Source organism: Marinobacter sp. G5_S1_61_S3 (genome assembly GCF_054968585.1).
This window is the reverse complement of record NZ_JBQKUK010000021.1, coordinates 1-15286: the sequence shown is the minus strand read 5'-3', so window position 1 is coordinate 15286 and position 15286 is coordinate 1. Positions and strand designations below refer to the sequence as shown.

The window sequence follows — 15286 nt, the reverse complement described above, 5'->3', positions numbered from 1 at the left end:
ACTGAATCATGACTGCCACCGCACACGCCGATGCACCCTCTATAGCGCCTTCTACCGCGCCTTCTACCTCACCGCGCCACGATTGGACCATGCAGGAAGCCCGTGCGTTGTTCGAACTGCCATTCAATGACCTGGTGTTCCGGGCTCAGAGCGTCCATCGTGAGCATTTCGACCCGAATGAAGTGCAGATCAGCACGCTCCTGTCCATCAAGACCGGTGCCTGCCCGGAGGACTGTAAATACTGTCCCCAGAGCGGTCATTACAACACCGGCCTGGAAAAGGAAAAACTGCTGGAAATTGAAAAAGTGGTTGCTGAGGCCAAGGCCGCCAAGGCAAAGGGCGCGTCCCGTTTCTGTATGGGGGCGGCCTGGCGTAGCCCGTCGAAGAAAAACATGGAATATGTCGTGGATATGGTGCGCCAGGTGAAATCCCTGGGCCTGGAAACCTGCATGACTCTCGGCATGCTGAAGCAGGAACAGGCCGACGAGCTGGCCGAAGCCGGGCTGGATTACTACAACCACAATCTGGATACGTCCGAAAAGTACTACAGCCATATCATTACCACCCGCACCTATCAGGACCGGCTGGACACCCTCGAGAATGTCCGTAATGCAGGCATGAAAGTATGCTGCGGCGGCATCGTGGGCATGGGAGAAGACCCTGACGATCGTGCTGGCCTTCTGGTTCAGTTGGCGAATCTGCCCCACCATCCGGAGAGCGTGCCGGTGAACATGCTGGTGAAGGTGGCAGGAACGCCGATGGAAAATGTGGAAGATCTGGACCCGTTCGACTTTATCCGCACCATCGCTGTTGCTCGGATCATGATGCCTGCCTCGCACGTGCGATTGTCTGCGGGCCGTGAAAATATGAATGAGCAGATGCAGTCCCTGTGCTTCCTGGCTGGTGCGAACTCGATTTTCTATGGCGAGAAGCTGCTGACGACCGCCAACCCCGAGGCGGATGCGGACCGCGAGTTGTTCAAGCGTCTGGGCATTCGGCCTGAAGAGCGCGAGCAGTCCTGCACCGAACAGGAAGCGGAAGAAGCTATCGTTGAAGCGGTCGAATACGAACAGACCCGTCACATGTTCTACGATGCCACCCGTGAGTCTGCATAGGCAGACAGCATGTCTGTGAGGGCTGGCCATGCGTGACTTTGCAGCAGAGCTGGAAGAGCGAAAACAGGCGGGGCTTTACCGCACCCGCCGCCAGATCAGCGGCCCCCAGCAGCCCGCGTTGGTTTCCGATGGCGTGCCGCTACTGTCGTTCTGCAGCAACGATTACCTGGGGCTGGCGAATCACCCCGGGATTATCAAGGCTGCCACTGAGGCCATGCCAAACACCGGTTTTGGCGGCGCCGCTTCGCATCTGATTTGCGGTCACCACGATGCCCACCACCAACTGGAACTGCGGCTAGCGGAATTTACCCGCCGCAGTGCTGCGCTGTTTTTTTCGACCGGCTACATGGCCAATATGGGCGTTATCTCTGCGCTGGCTGGCCGTGGCGATACCATCTTCTCTGATCGCCTGAACCATGCCTCCATCATCGATGGTTGTGTTCTCAGCCGCGCCAGGGTGCGTCGTTATCGCCACGGTGATATGAGTGCCCTGGCTGACATGCTTGCCGCTACCGGTGGCCACAAGTTGGTGGTGACAGACGGCGTATTCAGCATGGATGGGGATATCGCGCCATTGAGGGAGTTGGCGGCACTGTGCCGGGCGCACGAGGCCCTTCTGGTGGTGGATGACGCCCATGGTTTGGGCGTCCTGGGGCCTCAGGGGCGGGGCAGCCTGATGGAGCAGGGATTGTCCGAGGAGGACGTGCCCATATTGATCGGCACCCTGGGCAAGGCTGTGGGCACCAGTGGCGCCTTTGTGGCTGGCCCCCAGCTGTTGATGGATTACCTGGTACAGAAGGCCCGCACCTATATCTACACCACCGCCATGCCTCCGGCCATCGCTCTGGCCACCTGTGCCAGCTTTGACCTGATCGAACGGGAAGATAGCCGTCGCAGTCACCTGCAGATGCTGATCTCAGAGTTTCGCCAGGAGGCATCGGCACTGGGCTATGAGTTGATGCCATCGCGCACACCAATTCAGCCAATCTTGGTGGGCGACAACTGGGCAGCCCTGGCATTGAGTCAGGCCCTGGAGGAGAGGGGGCTAATGGTTACGGCGATCAGGCCGCCGACTGTGCCGGAAGGCCAAGCTCGTTTGCGGGTCACCTTCAGCGCTGCGCACTCTTCGGAAGACCTGGCAACGTTGCTGTCCGCATTGGCGGACTGCCGTTCACTACTGAACAGGCCCTCTGCAGAGGTGGTATGAACGCTGTGGAATCACGAATCCCGCTGGTGGTTGTGGGTGGTTGGGGTGTCGATGCCGCCATGTTGCTTCCGTTGTTTGATCGTTGGCCAGGGGAGATTCATCTGATATCGCTGAACGACGCCCTGATGTCCCGATGCGACTCGATCACGGGGGTGGCGGATTATCTGCTGGAGCGTTATCCGTGCCCGTCAGTTTGGGCGGGTTGGTCCCAGGGGGCGCAGGTGGTAATGGCGGCTGCCTCACGCAGTTGTCCCCAGGTCCGCAAGGCAATCACTCTGGCGGGGTTTCCCCGCTTTGTGGCTGGGGAGCAGTGGTCCACAGGGATGGAAGTGGATACTTTTGAGACATTCCGGGAACAGGTGTCGCAAAACGCCGGCCTTGCCTGGCGGCGCTTTCAGCGACTTTTGATTCACGGCAGCTATGATGAGTCGCAAGCCCGGCAGGAACTGCGCCCCTGGCTTGCGCGAGGGCCTTCTGTCAGCGACGTGAACCTGGTTCGGGGCCTGGACTGGTTGGGCAGCGAAGATCAGCGGTCTCTGTGGGGTGCTTTACCAGTGCCGACGCTGCATCTTCAGGCGAGCAACGATGTGGTCGTTGAATGTTGGGAGCACTCGTTTCATCCGTCTCCAGCCGCCAAGGTCGTTAGGGTAACCGGTATGACCCATTGGCCTCGAGGGCAGGCGCTTTCGCGTTGCCATGACGAAATCCTTCAGTTTGTTTTCGGCAAGGAGGTTGAATGGACCCTGTAACATCCAATATCCACGACTGGGTGCCCCCGAAATCCACAATTGCCCGCGATTTCGGCTCAGCTTCCCATACCTACAATCCCGCTGCCCGGCTGCAGCGCTATATGGGCCAGGTCTTGCTGGACCAGTTGAAGGAAGGGCTGCATCAGGCCCAAAGCGCAGATGGACTCCAGATACTCGATCTGGGTAGCGGCACTGGGTGGTTTACAGGGCAGTTGGCGTCGATTCCGGGGAGCCAGGTGACTGGCGTTGATATTGCTGCGGGAATGCTTCGTTACGCCCGATCTGCCAACCCGAGCGGCATTCGGTGGATCGAGGCGGATGCCGAGGCGTTGCCGTTGCCGGATAACAGTGTGGACGTGGTCTTCAGCAATTTGATGATTCAGTGGTGCCGTGACCCGGCCGGTGTGCTTGCTGAATGCCGCCGGGTTCTGCGCCCAGGCGGTCGGCTACTGGTGTCGACATTGCTGGAGGGTACCCTTGACGAACTTCGGGAAGCATGGCACCGGGCAGACCCCGGGCACCAGCATGTGAATCGTTTTGAATCGGAAGCGCGTTTTCGGGAGCAGGCATTTGAAACGCTCCCGGATCCGCAACTTGCGATCGAGACCATTTCACTGGATTATCCCTCGCCGCTGGCTCTGTTGGCGGAGCTCAAGGCTATCGGCGCCGGGTACAAAGGCGCCTCGCGGCGGCAAAGCGCGACCGCGCCTGGCCGTTTGCGGGCCATGTGCCGTTATTATCCGCGAGACGGGGAACGCCGGATACAGGCCACTTACACATCGGCATGGCTGGGTTGCCGTCTGCCGGACTGACATGGGGATTCATTGATCTATGGCCAGAAAGAGTTACTTTGTGACGGGTACCGACACCGGCGTGGGGAAAACGCTGGTGTCTGCTGCGATTCTTGAGGCGGCCGCTACCCTGGGGAAGAAAACGCTTGCGATGAAACCAGTGGCGTCTGGTTGCGACGAAACACCGGAGGGGCTGCGCAATGAAGATGCGCTGATACTGATGGAGTCCATGTCGGAACCGTTGCCTTACGATCAGGTGAACCCGGTAGCCTTACAGCCCGCCATCGCGCCCCATGTGGCAGCTGCCCAGGCGGGTCGGCACCTCACGGCGGAACGGCTGGTCGGATTTTGCCGCGGGTTGCAGATGCGTCCCGCGGATTTACTGTTGGTGGAGGGTGCCGGCGGCTGGCGGGTACCACTCAATGATCGTGAAACCTACGCCGCCATGCCTGTCGCTCTGGGTATGCCTGTCATTATGGTGGTACCCCTGAAACTGGGCTGTATCAACCATGCACTGTTAACCGCTGAAGCTATCCGCCGTGATGGCTTGCCTGTCGCAGGCTGGGTGGCCAATCGGCCGGACCCCGCGGCCATGAACTGTGAGCAGGAAACCCTCGATTATCTGATTCAGAACCTGCCCGCGCCATGCCTGGGGGTGTTGCCATGGCAGAAGCGTGCCGACCCGAAGGAGCTGGCCGAAGCCCTGGATGTTGCCGTTTTGTTTGAAAATTGACCAAATTTGTGGCTTACTGGTGTCAATATATGGTCATTGGGCTGCGCGGTTATGATCAGCAATACATTAGGCATTGGTATTCAGGGTATCCAGGACGGCATGCAAGGCATGGAAAATGCCGCCCGCAGGATTGCCCGTGGCGGTGTTGATGGCCCCCAGGGCACGGCAGAAGGTGTCGGTGGCCTCGTGGAACCGATCATTGATCTGAAACTGTACGAGCGCAGCGTTGAAGCCTCGGCCCAGGTAGTGAAAACCGCCGACGAAACCCTGGGAACGCTTCTGGATATTACTGCCTGAACCCTCTCAGGGCGTCCGAGCCCTGTTCAGGTCCTTTGGATTCGACGGCCAGTCTGCTGACATGATGATTTCGGGCTCCCTTCCGTCAATGGCTTCTGCCTTTCCTACGCCTTCCGTTGGCTCGGGAGACGCAGCTGCGGGTGCCCCTCTCCGGCCATCTTCGGATGAATCACCTTCATCTCGAACATCTCCTGAAACCTCCGGGTCCGACCGCGTAGCTGACGATAATGCTGCGGAGGATCGTACCCGCTCGCAGGGTTCCAGCGTAGAGGATGCTCAGGGCCTGGATGAGGCAGAGCTGAAACAGCTTACGGAACTGAAAGCCAGGGACCGTGAGGTTCGTGCCCATGAGGCAGCCCATCAGGCGGTTGGCGGCCAGTACGCCGGTTCCATTTCCTACGTCTATGAACGGGGCCCCGACGGTGCCCAGTACGCTGTTGGTGGCGAGGTCTCGATTAGCACCTCGCCCGTGCGGGGAGATCCCCAGGCGACAATCGATAAAATGCGTGTGGTCAGGGCCGCAGCGTTGGCGCCGGCAGAGCCTTCCCCACAAGACCGGGCGGTGGCGGCAGAGGCCATGCAGTTGATGCTGCAGGCACAAGCTGAACTCTCCTCAGAGTTGGGTCGCACTGACGAGTCCGGGCAATCTGAAGTGTCCGAGGACCAGGCGGGTGACGAAAGCAGTGCAAAGCAGTCGCAGGAAGCGACGAATGCCTATCAGGTCATCTCCGGCGTCGGGAGCAATGATGTAAGCGCCAATCCCCCTTCATCCTTCCGGGCAACAGCCTGAAAACAAGCTGCTTTTTAGTCTAAAACCTCCCCGTGTGCTTAAGCCATCGGTACACATTCGCGACAAAACACAACACAAATTTTGATTGCGCCTATTGACAATTCTGTGCCTCTAAACGTATGTTTCAAACAAGTGTTTTATTGGCGTTCAGCTTCTCTTGCTGAGCGTATGAGTAAATCCCGAGGCTGAGTGTTGTGACCGTGTCGCAGCTGAGACCGAAAACCTGAGGTGGATTCCATGCCTGACTACAAAGCGCCCCTGCGTGACATTAAATTCGTAATGAACGAGCTGCTGGACAGCGAGCAGCACTACGCCAATCTGGAAGGCGCCGAAGATGCAACTCCGGATATGGTCGATGCCATCATCGGGGAAGGTGCCAAGTTCTGTGAGCAGGTTCTGTCTCCGCTGAACCAGGTGGGCGATAAAGAAGGCTGCACCTGGAGCGAAGACGGCGTGAAAACGCCAACCGGCTTCAAAGAGGCCTATCAGCAGTACGTGGAAGGCGGCTGGCCGTCCATGACCGCTGATCCCAACTATGGTGGCCAGGGCCTGCCACACTCTCTTGGCCTGGTAATGAGCGAGATGGTGGGTACCGCCAACTGGTCCTGGGGCATGTATCCCGGCCTCAGCCACGGTGCGACCAACACCATTGAAGCCCACGGCACTGAAGAGCAGAAGCAGACTTACCTCACCAAGCTGATCAGCGGCGAGTGGACCGGCACCATGTGTCTGACCGAGCCTCATTGCGGTTCCGACCTGGGCACGCTGCGTTCTAAGGCTGAGCCCAATGCAGACGGCACCTACAGCATCACCGGCACCAAGATCTTCATTTCCGCTGGTGAGCATGACATGGCCGAAAACATCGTCCACATTGTGCTGGCCCGGCTGCCAGGCGCTCCTGAAGGTACCAAGGGCATTTCCCTGTTTATCGTGCCCAAGCTTCTGCCGAATGACGACGGCTCTTCCGGTGAGCGCAATGCCGTTTCCTGTGGTTCCATCGAGCACAAGATGGGTATTCACGGCAACGCCACTTGTGTGATGAATTTCGACGGTGCCAAAGGCTGGCTGATCGGGCCTGAGAACAGGGGCCTGAACTGCATGTTCACCTTTATGAACACGGCGCGTATTGGTACCGCGATCCAGGGTCTGGGTGCTGCTGAGCTTGGCTTCCAGGGCTCCCTGGCCTACGCCAAAGACCGTCTGGCCATGCGCTCGCTGAGTGGTCCGAAGAACCCCGAGGGTATCGCTGACCCGATTATCGTTCACCCGGATGTTCGTCGCATGCTGCTGAGCCAGAAAGCGGTTGCAGAAGGCGCCCGTGCTCTGATTTACCTGACCGCACAGCAGGCTGATATCGTTCACAGCGGTAAGACCGAGGAAGATCGCAAAGCGGCTGATGAAGCCCTAGGCTTCCTCACCCCGATCGCCAAGGCGTTCCTGACCGAGATCGGTTACGAAGCAGCCAACCTGGGTATGCAGGTATTCGGTGGTCACGGGTTTATCTCCGAGTGGGGTATGGAGCAGAACGTTCGTGATTCCCGTATCGGCATGATCTATGAAGGCACCACCGGTATTCAGGCGCTGGATCTTCTCGGTCGCAAAGTACTGATGACCCAAGGTGAATCCCTGAAAGGTTTCACCAAGCAGGTTCACGTGTTCTGCAAGGAAAACGCCGACAACGAGCAGTTGAAAGAATTCGTTGAGCCGTTGGCCGCCATGAACAAGGAGTGGGGCGAACTGACCACCAAGGTTGGCATGTCCGCCATGAAGAACCGCGAAGAAGTGGGCGCGGCCTCCGTGGACTACCTGATGTACTCCGGTTACGCTGTTTTCGCCTATCTTTGGGCCCGTATGGCCAAGGTCGCGCTGGACAAGATGGTGGAAGGTACCACCGAGGAAATGTTCTATAACGCCAAGGTTCAGACAGCGCGCTTCTACTTCAAGCGCATGCTGCCGCGGGCCAAAGGGCATGCGGAAAGCATGCTGGCGGGCTCAGACAGCCTGATGGACATGCCGGAAGAAGCCTTCGCCCTCTAACTAAGGCGGGTTTCACGGAACTCTAAAAGCCCGCTCTCCCAGGAGGCGGGCTTTTTTGATGACATGGCCGCCGGTGCTCCATGAGTTGGGGGCTCCGATAGGGTAGAATAGGCCACCATAAATATAACCTGTGCGGACACATAGCCGAGGAAGTGATCAGGGCCGAAGGTCCATCGTTGTTCACTTCGCAGACTGACTGAATTGTGGAGAGTTTTGAGATGGCTGATTATCAGGCACCTTTACGTGACATGCGCTTTGTCCTGAATGAAGTATTTGATGCGCCGGCTCTTTGGGCGTCTCTGCCCAAAGTGGCAGAGAACGTTGACCCGGACACTGCCGACGCCATTCTGGAAGAAGCCGGTAAGATTACCAGTGGTGTGCTGGCTCCTCTGAACCGCGAGGGCGATGAGCAAGGCTGTAAGTGGAATGACGGCGACGTGTCCACACCCGAGGGGTTTCGCGAGGCCTACCAGACCATCGTTGAGGGTGGCTGGAACGGCCTGGGCGGCAACCCGGAGTTTGGCGGTATGGGCATGCCAAAAACTCTGGTTGCCCAGTTTGAGGAGATGATGCAGGCGGCCAACATGGCCTTTGGCCTAGCCCCGATGCTGACGGCGGGCGCCTGCCTGGCCCTGGACGCCCATGGCAGTCAGGAGCTCAAGGAAAAATACCTGCCTAATATGTACGCGGGTACCTGGTCAGGCGCTATGGACCTGACGGAACCTCATGCGGGCACGGATCTGGGGATTATCCGCACCAAGGCCGAGCCTAATGGCGATGGATCCTTCAGTGTAACGGGCACCAAGATTTTCATTACTTGGGGCGAGCACGACATGGCGGAGAACATCATCCACCTGGTGTTGGCGAAGCTGCCGGATGCGCCCAAGGGCCCCAAGGGGATTTCCCTGTTTTTGGTGCCCAAGTTTGCAGTCAACGAAGACGGCTCCCTTGGCGAGCGCAATAGCCTGAGCTGCGGTTCCCTCGAGAAAAAAATGGGCATCAAGGGGTCCGCTACTTGCGTGATGAACTTCGACGGCGCCAGGGGCTGGCTGGTTGGCGAGGAGAACAAGGGACTGGCCGCCATGTTCACCATGATGAACTATGAGCGTCTGGGCGTGGGCATCCAGGGTGTTGGTGCTGCTGAAGCATCGCTGCAGAGTGCTCGTGAATACGCTCTGGAGCGTATCCAGAGCCGAGCTCCCACGGGTGCCCAGCAGCCGGAAAAAGCTGCGGACCCGATCCTGGTCCACCCTGATGTGCGCCGCATGCTGCTAACCATGAAAGGGTATGTGGAAGGAGGGCGCGCGTTCTCTACCTATGTTGCTCAGTGGCTGGATATCGCCAAGTATTCCGACGATGACGAGCGCCGCAAGCATGCCGAGGGCATGGTGGCGCTGTTGACACCGGTAGCGAAGGCTTTCCTGACCGATCGTGGCCTGGACGCCTGTATCATGGGCCAGCAGGTTTTCGGCGGTCACGGCTTTATCCGGGAGTGGGGCCAGGAACAACTGGTTCGCGACTGCCGCATAACGCAGATCTACGAAGGCACGAACGGCATCCAGGCGCTGGACCTGATGGGTCGGAAAGTGGTCGGCAGCCAGGGCAAGCTTTATGAGCTATTTGCTGAGGACGTGGCCACCTTCATCGAGGAAAACAGCAGCGACGAAAACCTGCGCCCCTACCTGGAGCCACTGGCTGCAGCATTTGAGCGCCTGTCGGATGTGACTGAGCATGTGATCAAGCAGGCTGGGGATAACCCGGACGCTGTGGGCGCGGCCTCCGTGGACTACCTCGACCTGTTTGGCCTGACGGCTCTCGGCTATATGTGGGCCAAAATGGTTAAAGTGGCGGCACCGAAGGCCGATGGCGACACCTCTGGCTTCTACACCGGCAAGGTGAAGAGCGCACGCTTCTACTTCGACCGATTGCTGCCGAAGACCGTCGCACTGGCTGAGGGCATTCGCAGTGGTAGCGACTCAATGATGGCTCTGACGGCTGAGGAGTTCTGAGTAGTCAGCGGTGAACAAAAAGGCAGGCCCGCGGGCCTGCCTTTTTTGTGCTGCTCTATATACTCGCTTACAGGTTTTCTATCCGGCCTGGATCAAGAACAAACGGGTTTTCGTTACCTTGAATGTCGGCCACCTGGCGATGGCGGACAAGCTCTCGATCATCCGGTGGATCGATCTGATTCCAGCTCTTGAACACCCGGGAAGCGCCTGCCCAGGGCAGGTCATAGGTGTCCACCATATAGGCAACCGTGCGGGCGATATCGCCTTTTACCTTTTGCGGGGGTTCAAAAAACTGCGCACTCTCGCGAATTCCGCACTCGTCCGGGCTGCTTGCATTGCCCAATTCTTCGTAAATCGCGTTTCTCCGGGACATTTCAATGCGACTGCGCACGGGGACCATGTTATGAAGGTCCGATGCAATCTGCCGGTATCTGTCGTCATCGTCGCATTGGCTGCTGGTGCCGCACCCAAGTGCATTGCGAACTTCTGCCAGAGGGTAGACATAGCCTTCCGTAAGGACAAAGCCTTTACTTTTGAAGGGTGTGTCACAGAAGAAGGAGTTGCCGCCTTGGGCATAAAGGTTGCCCCAGAACTCGTTTTTTACAACGGTGTCCGGGTCACTGAAGCGGGTGTTCTGGCTGATGACGAGAGACGGGATAAGCAAGGCCGCCAGTGCGACCAAAACAACGTTTTTAGTTTTCATAGGCCATTTATACCTCTCAGCGCGTGACAGCGCCTTTGCTGATCGGGCCAGGAAAGGAAGTGGTTAGATCTGGCCGGTCAGAAAAATGACGGTTTATTCATTTATAATTGAGAAGTATGACACAGAGGCTCCAAAGGGAGAGAGCCTCTGTGTGGCTATTTGTTGCATTATGTTAACTGGTTAACACTTCACTTCTGTCGGTTGCGCAGATTCTGGTAACCCTTTCTCAAATCTTCGCCCAGCTTATGAGCGGTCTCTCGAGCCTCTTTTGATGCATCTTCGGCGTCGTGAAGGATGTGATCGAGTTTGCTCCGAAACCGTTCCCAGTCCTTCTCCAGATCGTCCCACTCGTCTTTCACGTCCTCATGGGCCAGATGCATCTGAACCCGTGCTTCGTCACGGTACTGTTTAATCTTTTCGGACAGTTTTTTCAGTTCGTCCTGGAAGCTCATATCACGCACCTCCTTTAACAGTTAACAACTATACGATGCTACTGAATATCGAAAACTGTCAAGCCGGATGACGGCCATTTCGCGGAGTCAGGCGGGTCTTGCAAGCAAGGTGATCAGGTCTTGCAGGTAATGCCAGGGGGAGAGCGTATCAAAGCCTTTGGCGGCCCTGTCGGTGGTGCTGCATAGTTCCAGTGCGGTATTGAGCTGGTGGCGGTTCAGGCGTCTCGCCGCTTGTTCAACGGCCTTTGCGCGCTGGGGCTGGAACACGCCGCGCTTCTTCAGGAAGCCGGCAGTATTCTCCCGTTTGGCTGCGGCGATATTCAGCTCCATGGTGAGGTTCAGGTCCCGTGTCAGCACCGCCAGCAATCCCAGCGGGTTCTCGCCTTCCTGCTGCAGTACCCCGACGATTTTGCGAGCGTGGGCGGCCCGGCCAGCGAGGAGTTCTGTCACCAGCTCAAAACCGTTGAAGCGGGAGCTGTCCTGAACAGCCTGTTCGACGGTGTCTTCGTCGATGGTGGCGCCGGTGCCCAATAACGCCAGGCGATCCAGTTCCTGACTTGCCGCCAGGAGGTTGCCCTCGAGGCGTTCCGCCAGGATGTCCAGTGCGCCGCGGGTAAGGCTGAGGCCATGGTTGCGAGCCCGCTGTTGCAGCCAACCCGGGAATTTATCCGTATCTATGGGCCATACCGGCACGTGTACGCCTTTGTCCTGCAATTCCTTGTACCACTTCCGGCGGGTTTCGGCGGCATCCAGCCGCGCGCTGATCAGTAGCAGCACAATGTCGTCAGGAGGATTCTGCAGCACGCTTTCAAGAACGGCGCGGCCATCACCCAATTTGCCGGTAGGCAGGTGTATTTCGATACGGCGTTTTTCGGCAAACAGCGATAGCGCACCAAACTCCTCGCCCACGCGGTTCCAGTCCAGCTGCTGGTCGGCGTGGAAGGTTACCCGGTCCTGATAGCCCGCTTCCCGCGCAGTCTTCCGGATCTGGTCGCAGCATTCCTGAACCAGTAGGGGCTCATCGCCTGACACCAGGTAAACAGGTGACAAGCCTTTCTGGAGAAGCTGGGGTAGCTGGTGGGCCTGGGTCTTCATGGTTGGCCACTGTCTTGATCGCGGGTCTGTTCCGCTTCCTGTTTCAGCCGGTCAATGCGATCCCGGTCAAGGGGCGCCAGGCGAAAGATAATTTGCTGGGCCAGTCGGTCATAGAGTTGCTCCTGGAGGGCTTCCTCTTCCCGTTGCTTGGCCAGCACATTGGATTCGTCGTAGCGATAGGTTTCACTGCTATTCAAGTCGGTTGGGGCGATCAGAGGAACCTTGTCGGAGGTCAAAACCTCAATATCGACCGTTTGCCGCAATGTATACTCAGCAGCCGCGGCGCGCACGGTGATGGCACTGGCACGACGTTCCCGGCGGAAATTGCTGATGTTGAGCACATAATCGGCTTTTTCGGAGGGCTGAAGGTCGATGTTGCCCAGAGACAGCTGTTCCTTCACCGAGCCACACAGCTGTTCTGGCACATCGCCGGAGCAATCAACAGCCAGCGGCTGCAATGCGGACGACACCGGCGGGGCGCCCCGTAGCTGAAACCCGCACCCTGACACCAGAAGTGACAGGGCGAGGCCAGCCGGAAGTATCTTGGGGAGGCTCGCCAAGAGGTTCATATCAGTTCGCCACCACGTTCACCAGTTTACCAGGCACAACGATGACCTTTCGCACGGTTTTGCCCTCGGTGAAACGGACAACGTTCTCATTCTCGAGTGCCAGAGCTTCCAGTGCGCTCTTCTCGATGTTCGCTGGGACGTCGGCTTTTGCCCTGACTTTGCCATTCACCTGCAGGACAACCTGAATCTCGCTGCGAACCATGGCGTCCTTGTCTGCCTCAGGCCAGGGCGCGTCAACCACAGGCTCGTCGTGACCCAGTGCGTGCCACAACTGGTGACAGATATGGGGAACGATTGGAGACAGGACGAGTACCGCGGTATCCAGTGCTTCCTGGCGAACCGCCAGGCTCTGGGGCTCATTGTCAGTCAGTTTGCTGACATCGTTGAGCAGTTCCATCACCGCTGCGATGGAGGTGTTGAACGTCAACCGTCGGCTGACATCGTCGCTCACCTTGGCAATAGTCTCATGGGTCTTGCGACGAAGATTGCGCTGACCTTCACTGAGGCCGGTGGTATCCAGGGCAGGAACTATTCCGCTTTCAGTGTGCTCGCTGACCATACGCCACAGGCGCTTGAGGAAACGGTGGGCGCCCTCAACACCGCTGTCGGACCATTCCAGTGACTGCTCTGGAGGCGCCGCAAACATCATGAACAGACGCACGGTATCGGCACCGTGCTCATCGATAATAGCCTGGGGGTCAATGCCGTTGTTCTTGGACTTGGACATCTTGGTGACACCACCGGCCACCACCGGTTGTCCGTCGTCCTTGTGAACGGCGCGCACGACCTGACCCTTGTCGTCTTTCTCAGTAACGACATCCGCTGGCGAGATCCAGATTTTTGCACCGTTATCGTCTTCACGATAATAGGTTTCGGCCAGCACCATGCCCTGGCACAGAAGGCGGTTAAAGGGCTCGGAACTGTTGACCAGCCCCACATCCCGCAGCAGCTTATGGAAGAAGCGCGCATAAAGCAGGTGCAGAATGGCGTGCTCGATGCCGCCGATATATTGATCTACCGGCAGCCAGTAGTTGGCGGCAGCCGGGTCCAGCATGCCCTTGTCGTAGTTGGGGCTGCAGAAGCGGGCGTAGTACCAGGACGACTCCATAAAGGTGTCAAAGGTGTCTGTTTCCAGCGTGGCCGGCTGGCCTTCAAAGCTGGTCTTTGCCCATTCCGGATCTGCCTTGATGGGAGATTGGACGCCGTCCATCTCCACGTCTTCGGGCAGTGTGATCGGCAACTGATCGTCCGGTACCGGGCGTTCGGTGCCATCGTCCAGGGTCATCATCGGGATTGGAGCGCCCCAGTAGCGTTGGCGCGACACGCCCCAGTCCCGCAGGCGATAGTTGACCGTGCGCTTGCCAATACCGCTTTCTTCCAGATGATCGGCGATTGCGTCAAACGCCTCGGCACTGGTCAGGCCGTTGTACTTTCCAGAGGATACCAGAACACCTTTTTCGGTGAAGGCGCGCTCCTGAACATCGATTTCGCGGCTGTCTGTGGCGGCGATAACCTGCTTGATGGGCAGGCGATACTTGAGCGCGAACTCGTGGTCCCGGTCATCATGGCCAGGCACCGCCATCAATGCGCCAGTGCCATACTCCATGAGCACGAAGTTGGCGACGTAAACGGGAATCTCTTCCTGCGTCAGCGGATGAATGGTCTTGTAACCGGTATCAATGCCTTTCTTTTCCATGGTTGCCATATCGGCTTCGGCAACCTTGCTGTTACGGCACTGCTCGACAAATTCAGCAACCTCGCGATAGCGCTCGGAAGCGGCCTTGGCAATGGGGTGCTCGGCGGCCACGGCCATGTAAGTCACGCCCATGAGCGTGTCCGGGCGGGTGGTGTAGACGTCCAGCGCGTCCTCGCGGCCTTTGAGGGGGAAGGTCAGCTCGGTACCCACAGATTTGCCAATCCAGTTACGCTGCATGGTCTTGACCTGCTCAGGCCAGTCCTCCAGCTCGTCCAGATCATTCAGCAATTCTTCGGCGTAGTCGGTAATGCGGATAAACCACTGGGGAATCTTTTTCTGCTCGACCAACGCGCCGGAGCGCCAGCCGCGACCATCAACCACCTGTTCATTGGCCAGCACCGTCTGGTCGATTGGGTCCCAGTTGACGGTGGACATCTTCTTGTACACCAGGCCTTTTTCGTAAAGGCGGGCGAAGAACCATTGCTCCCAGCGGTAATAATCCGGCTTGCACGTCGCCAGCTCGCGGTTCCAGTCGTAACCGAAGCCCAATTGCTTGAGCTGGTTTTTCATGTAGGCAATATTGGCGTGGGTCCACTTCGCCGGCGCAGTCTTATTGGCAATGGCGGCGTTCTCAGCGGGCAGACCGAACGCGTCCCAGCCCATGGGCTGCATGACGTTCTTGCCCTGCATGCGCTGGTAGCGGGAAATGACGTCGCCGATGGTGTAGTTGCGCACGTGCCCCATGTGCAGTTTGCCGCTGGGGTAGGGGAACATGGACAGGCAGTAGTATTTGGGTTTGCCCGGTTCTTCCTTCACCGTAAACGTGTTGTTTTCTTCCCAATAGGTACGGGCTTGTTGTTCAACATCGCGCGGATTGTATTGCTGGTCCATTCCTGCCATTACCAAAGTTACCCTTTATCAGACCGTATCAAAAAAGATGTGCGAAGAGGCCGGACATTCTAACGCACACAAGGCTTAACAGGTAGTCTGCCAATTTGCCGATACTGTGCCATGCTTGGGGTGAAGGCGGGCAGGTGCGGCTG

At 58.0% G+C, this 15286-nt stretch carries 14 protein-coding genes; 9 read left to right on the top strand and 5 right to left on the bottom strand.

Going from position 1 to position 15286, the window contains the following annotated elements; translation table 11 throughout:
• Positions 1–8 precede the first annotated feature (8 nt).
• From bioB to ACTRWH_RS18155, 9 genes are all read left to right on the top strand, one after another.
• Positions 9–1115 carry a biotin synthase BioB gene (gene bioB / locus ACTRWH_RS18195; protein WP_144402140.1) on the top strand — a complete coding sequence of 369 codons (1107 nt, stop codon included), beginning with the start codon at positions 9–11 and terminating at the stop codon, positions 1113–1115.
• 28 nt (positions 1116–1143) lie between these two features.
• The gene (bioF, locus tag ACTRWH_RS18190) at positions 1144–2322 is read left to right on the top strand and encodes an 8-amino-7-oxononanoate synthase (protein ID WP_085679805.1); all 1179 of its coding nucleotides are present in this window, start codon (positions 1144–1146) and stop codon (positions 2320–2322) included.
• Positions 2319–3071, top strand: a complete 753-nt coding sequence (locus ACTRWH_RS18185) for an alpha/beta hydrolase family protein (protein ID WP_085679808.1) — start codon at positions 2319–2321, stop codon at positions 3069–3071. The genes bioF and ACTRWH_RS18185 overlap by 4 nt, the downstream gene beginning before the upstream one ends.
• A complete protein-coding gene (bioC, locus tag ACTRWH_RS18180) occupies positions 3059–3883 on the top strand; it encodes a malonyl-ACP O-methyltransferase BioC (protein WP_085679811.1) in 825 nt (274 codons plus the stop codon). Before ACTRWH_RS18185 ends, bioC begins: the two co-directional genes overlap by 13 nt.
• 19 nt (positions 3884–3902) lie before the next feature.
• Positions 3903–4595, top strand: a complete 693-nt coding sequence (gene bioD / locus ACTRWH_RS18175) for a dethiobiotin synthase (protein WP_085679814.1) — start codon at positions 3903–3905, stop codon at positions 4593–4595.
• 51 nt (positions 4596–4646) lie between these two features.
• Complete coding sequence (locus ACTRWH_RS18170; protein WP_007154811.1) at positions 4647–4892, top strand: hypothetical protein; 246 nt, start codon at positions 4647–4649, stop codon at positions 4890–4892.
• Positions 4893–4980: 88 nt separating this feature from the next.
• The gene (locus tag ACTRWH_RS18165) at positions 4981–5682 is read left to right on the top strand and encodes a putative metalloprotease CJM1_0395 family protein (RefSeq protein WP_227517881.1); all 702 of its coding nucleotides are present in this window, start codon (positions 4981–4983) and stop codon (positions 5680–5682) included.
• Positions 5683–5919: 237 nt separating this feature from the next.
• Positions 5920–7719 carry an acyl-CoA dehydrogenase C-terminal domain-containing protein gene (locus tag ACTRWH_RS18160; protein WP_036209767.1) on the top strand — a complete coding sequence of 600 codons (1800 nt, stop codon included), beginning with the start codon at positions 5920–5922 and terminating at the stop codon, positions 7717–7719.
• A gap of 218 nt (positions 7720–7937) precedes the next feature.
• Positions 7938–9728: an acyl-CoA dehydrogenase C-terminal domain-containing protein gene (locus ACTRWH_RS18155; RefSeq protein WP_075196522.1), complete on the top strand. Its 1791-nt coding sequence runs from the start codon at positions 7938–7940 to the stop codon at positions 9726–9728.
• A gap of 67 nt (positions 9729–9795) precedes the next feature.
• On the opposite strand, the gene ACTRWH_RS18150 is transcribed toward ACTRWH_RS18155, so the two are convergent.
• The 5 genes from ACTRWH_RS18150 to leuS form a co-directional block, all read right to left on the bottom strand.
• Positions 9796–10431 carry an endonuclease gene (locus ACTRWH_RS18150; protein WP_036209771.1) on the bottom strand — a complete coding sequence of 212 codons (636 nt, stop codon included), beginning with the start codon at positions 10429–10431 and terminating at the stop codon, positions 9796–9798.
• A 188-nt stretch (positions 10432–10619) separates the two neighbouring features.
• Complete coding sequence (locus tag ACTRWH_RS18145) at positions 10620–10883, bottom strand: hypothetical protein (RefSeq protein ID WP_462826715.1); 264 nt, start codon at positions 10881–10883, stop codon at positions 10620–10622.
• Between the two features lie 87 nt (positions 10884–10970).
• A complete protein-coding gene (gene holA / locus ACTRWH_RS18140) occupies positions 10971–11978 on the bottom strand; it encodes a DNA polymerase III subunit delta (RefSeq protein WP_041332415.1) in 1008 nt (335 codons plus the stop codon).
• Positions 11975–12547 carry an LPS-assembly lipoprotein LptE gene (locus ACTRWH_RS18135; RefSeq protein WP_305936679.1) on the bottom strand — a complete coding sequence of 191 codons (573 nt, stop codon included), beginning with the start codon at positions 12545–12547 and terminating at the stop codon, positions 11975–11977. The genes holA and ACTRWH_RS18135 overlap by 4 nt, the downstream gene beginning before the upstream one ends.
• Before the next feature lies 1 nt (position 12548).
• Complete coding sequence (gene leuS, locus ACTRWH_RS18130) at positions 12549–15134, bottom strand: leucine--tRNA ligase (protein ID WP_127402413.1); 2586 nt, start codon at positions 15132–15134, stop codon at positions 12549–12551.
• Between the last annotated feature and the right edge of the window lie 152 nt (positions 15135–15286).

Excerpts from the sequence above, each read along its gene's own strand:
- ACTRWH_RS18145 (WP_462826715.1), bottom strand. The coding sequence starts at position 10,883 with ATGAGCTTCCAGGACGAACTGAAAAAACTGTCCGAAAAGATTAAACAG.
- ACTRWH_RS18150 (WP_036209771.1), bottom strand. The coding sequence starts at position 10,431 with ATGAAAACTAAAAACGTTGTTTTGGTCGCACTGGCGGCCTTGCTTATC.
- bioB (WP_144402140.1), top strand. The coding sequence starts at position 9 with ATGACTGCCACCGCACACGCCGATGCACCCTCTATAGCGCCTTCTACC.
- holA (WP_041332415.1), bottom strand. The coding sequence starts at position 11,978 with ATGAAGACCCAGGCCCACCAGCTACCCCAGCTTCTCCAGAAAGGCTTG.
- ACTRWH_RS18165 (WP_227517881.1), top strand. The coding sequence starts at position 4,981 with ATGGCTTCTGCCTTTCCTACGCCTTCCGTTGGCTCGGGAGACGCAGCT.
- bioC (WP_085679811.1), top strand. The coding sequence starts at position 3,059 with ATGGACCCTGTAACATCCAATATCCACGACTGGGTGCCCCCGAAATCC.
- bioF (WP_085679805.1), top strand. The coding sequence starts at position 1,144 with ATGCGTGACTTTGCAGCAGAGCTGGAAGAGCGAAAACAGGCGGGGCTT.
- ACTRWH_RS18155 (WP_075196522.1), top strand. The coding sequence starts at position 7,938 with ATGGCTGATTATCAGGCACCTTTACGTGACATGCGCTTTGTCCTGAAT.
- ACTRWH_RS18185 (WP_085679808.1), top strand. The coding sequence starts at position 2,319 with ATGAACGCTGTGGAATCACGAATCCCGCTGGTGGTTGTGGGTGGTTGG.
- leuS (WP_127402413.1), bottom strand. The coding sequence starts at position 15,134 with ATGGACCAGCAATACAATCCGCGCGATGTTGAACAACAAGCCCGTACC.
- bioD (WP_085679814.1), top strand. The coding sequence starts at position 3,903 with ATGGCCAGAAAGAGTTACTTTGTGACGGGTACCGACACCGGCGTGGGG.
- ACTRWH_RS18160 (WP_036209767.1), top strand. The coding sequence starts at position 5,920 with ATGCCTGACTACAAAGCGCCCCTGCGTGACATTAAATTCGTAATGAAC.
- ACTRWH_RS18135 (WP_305936679.1), bottom strand. The coding sequence starts at position 12,547 with ATGAACCTCTTGGCGAGCCTCCCCAAGATACTTCCGGCTGGCCTCGCC.
- ACTRWH_RS18170 (WP_007154811.1), top strand. The coding sequence starts at position 4,647 with ATGATCAGCAATACATTAGGCATTGGTATTCAGGGTATCCAGGACGGC.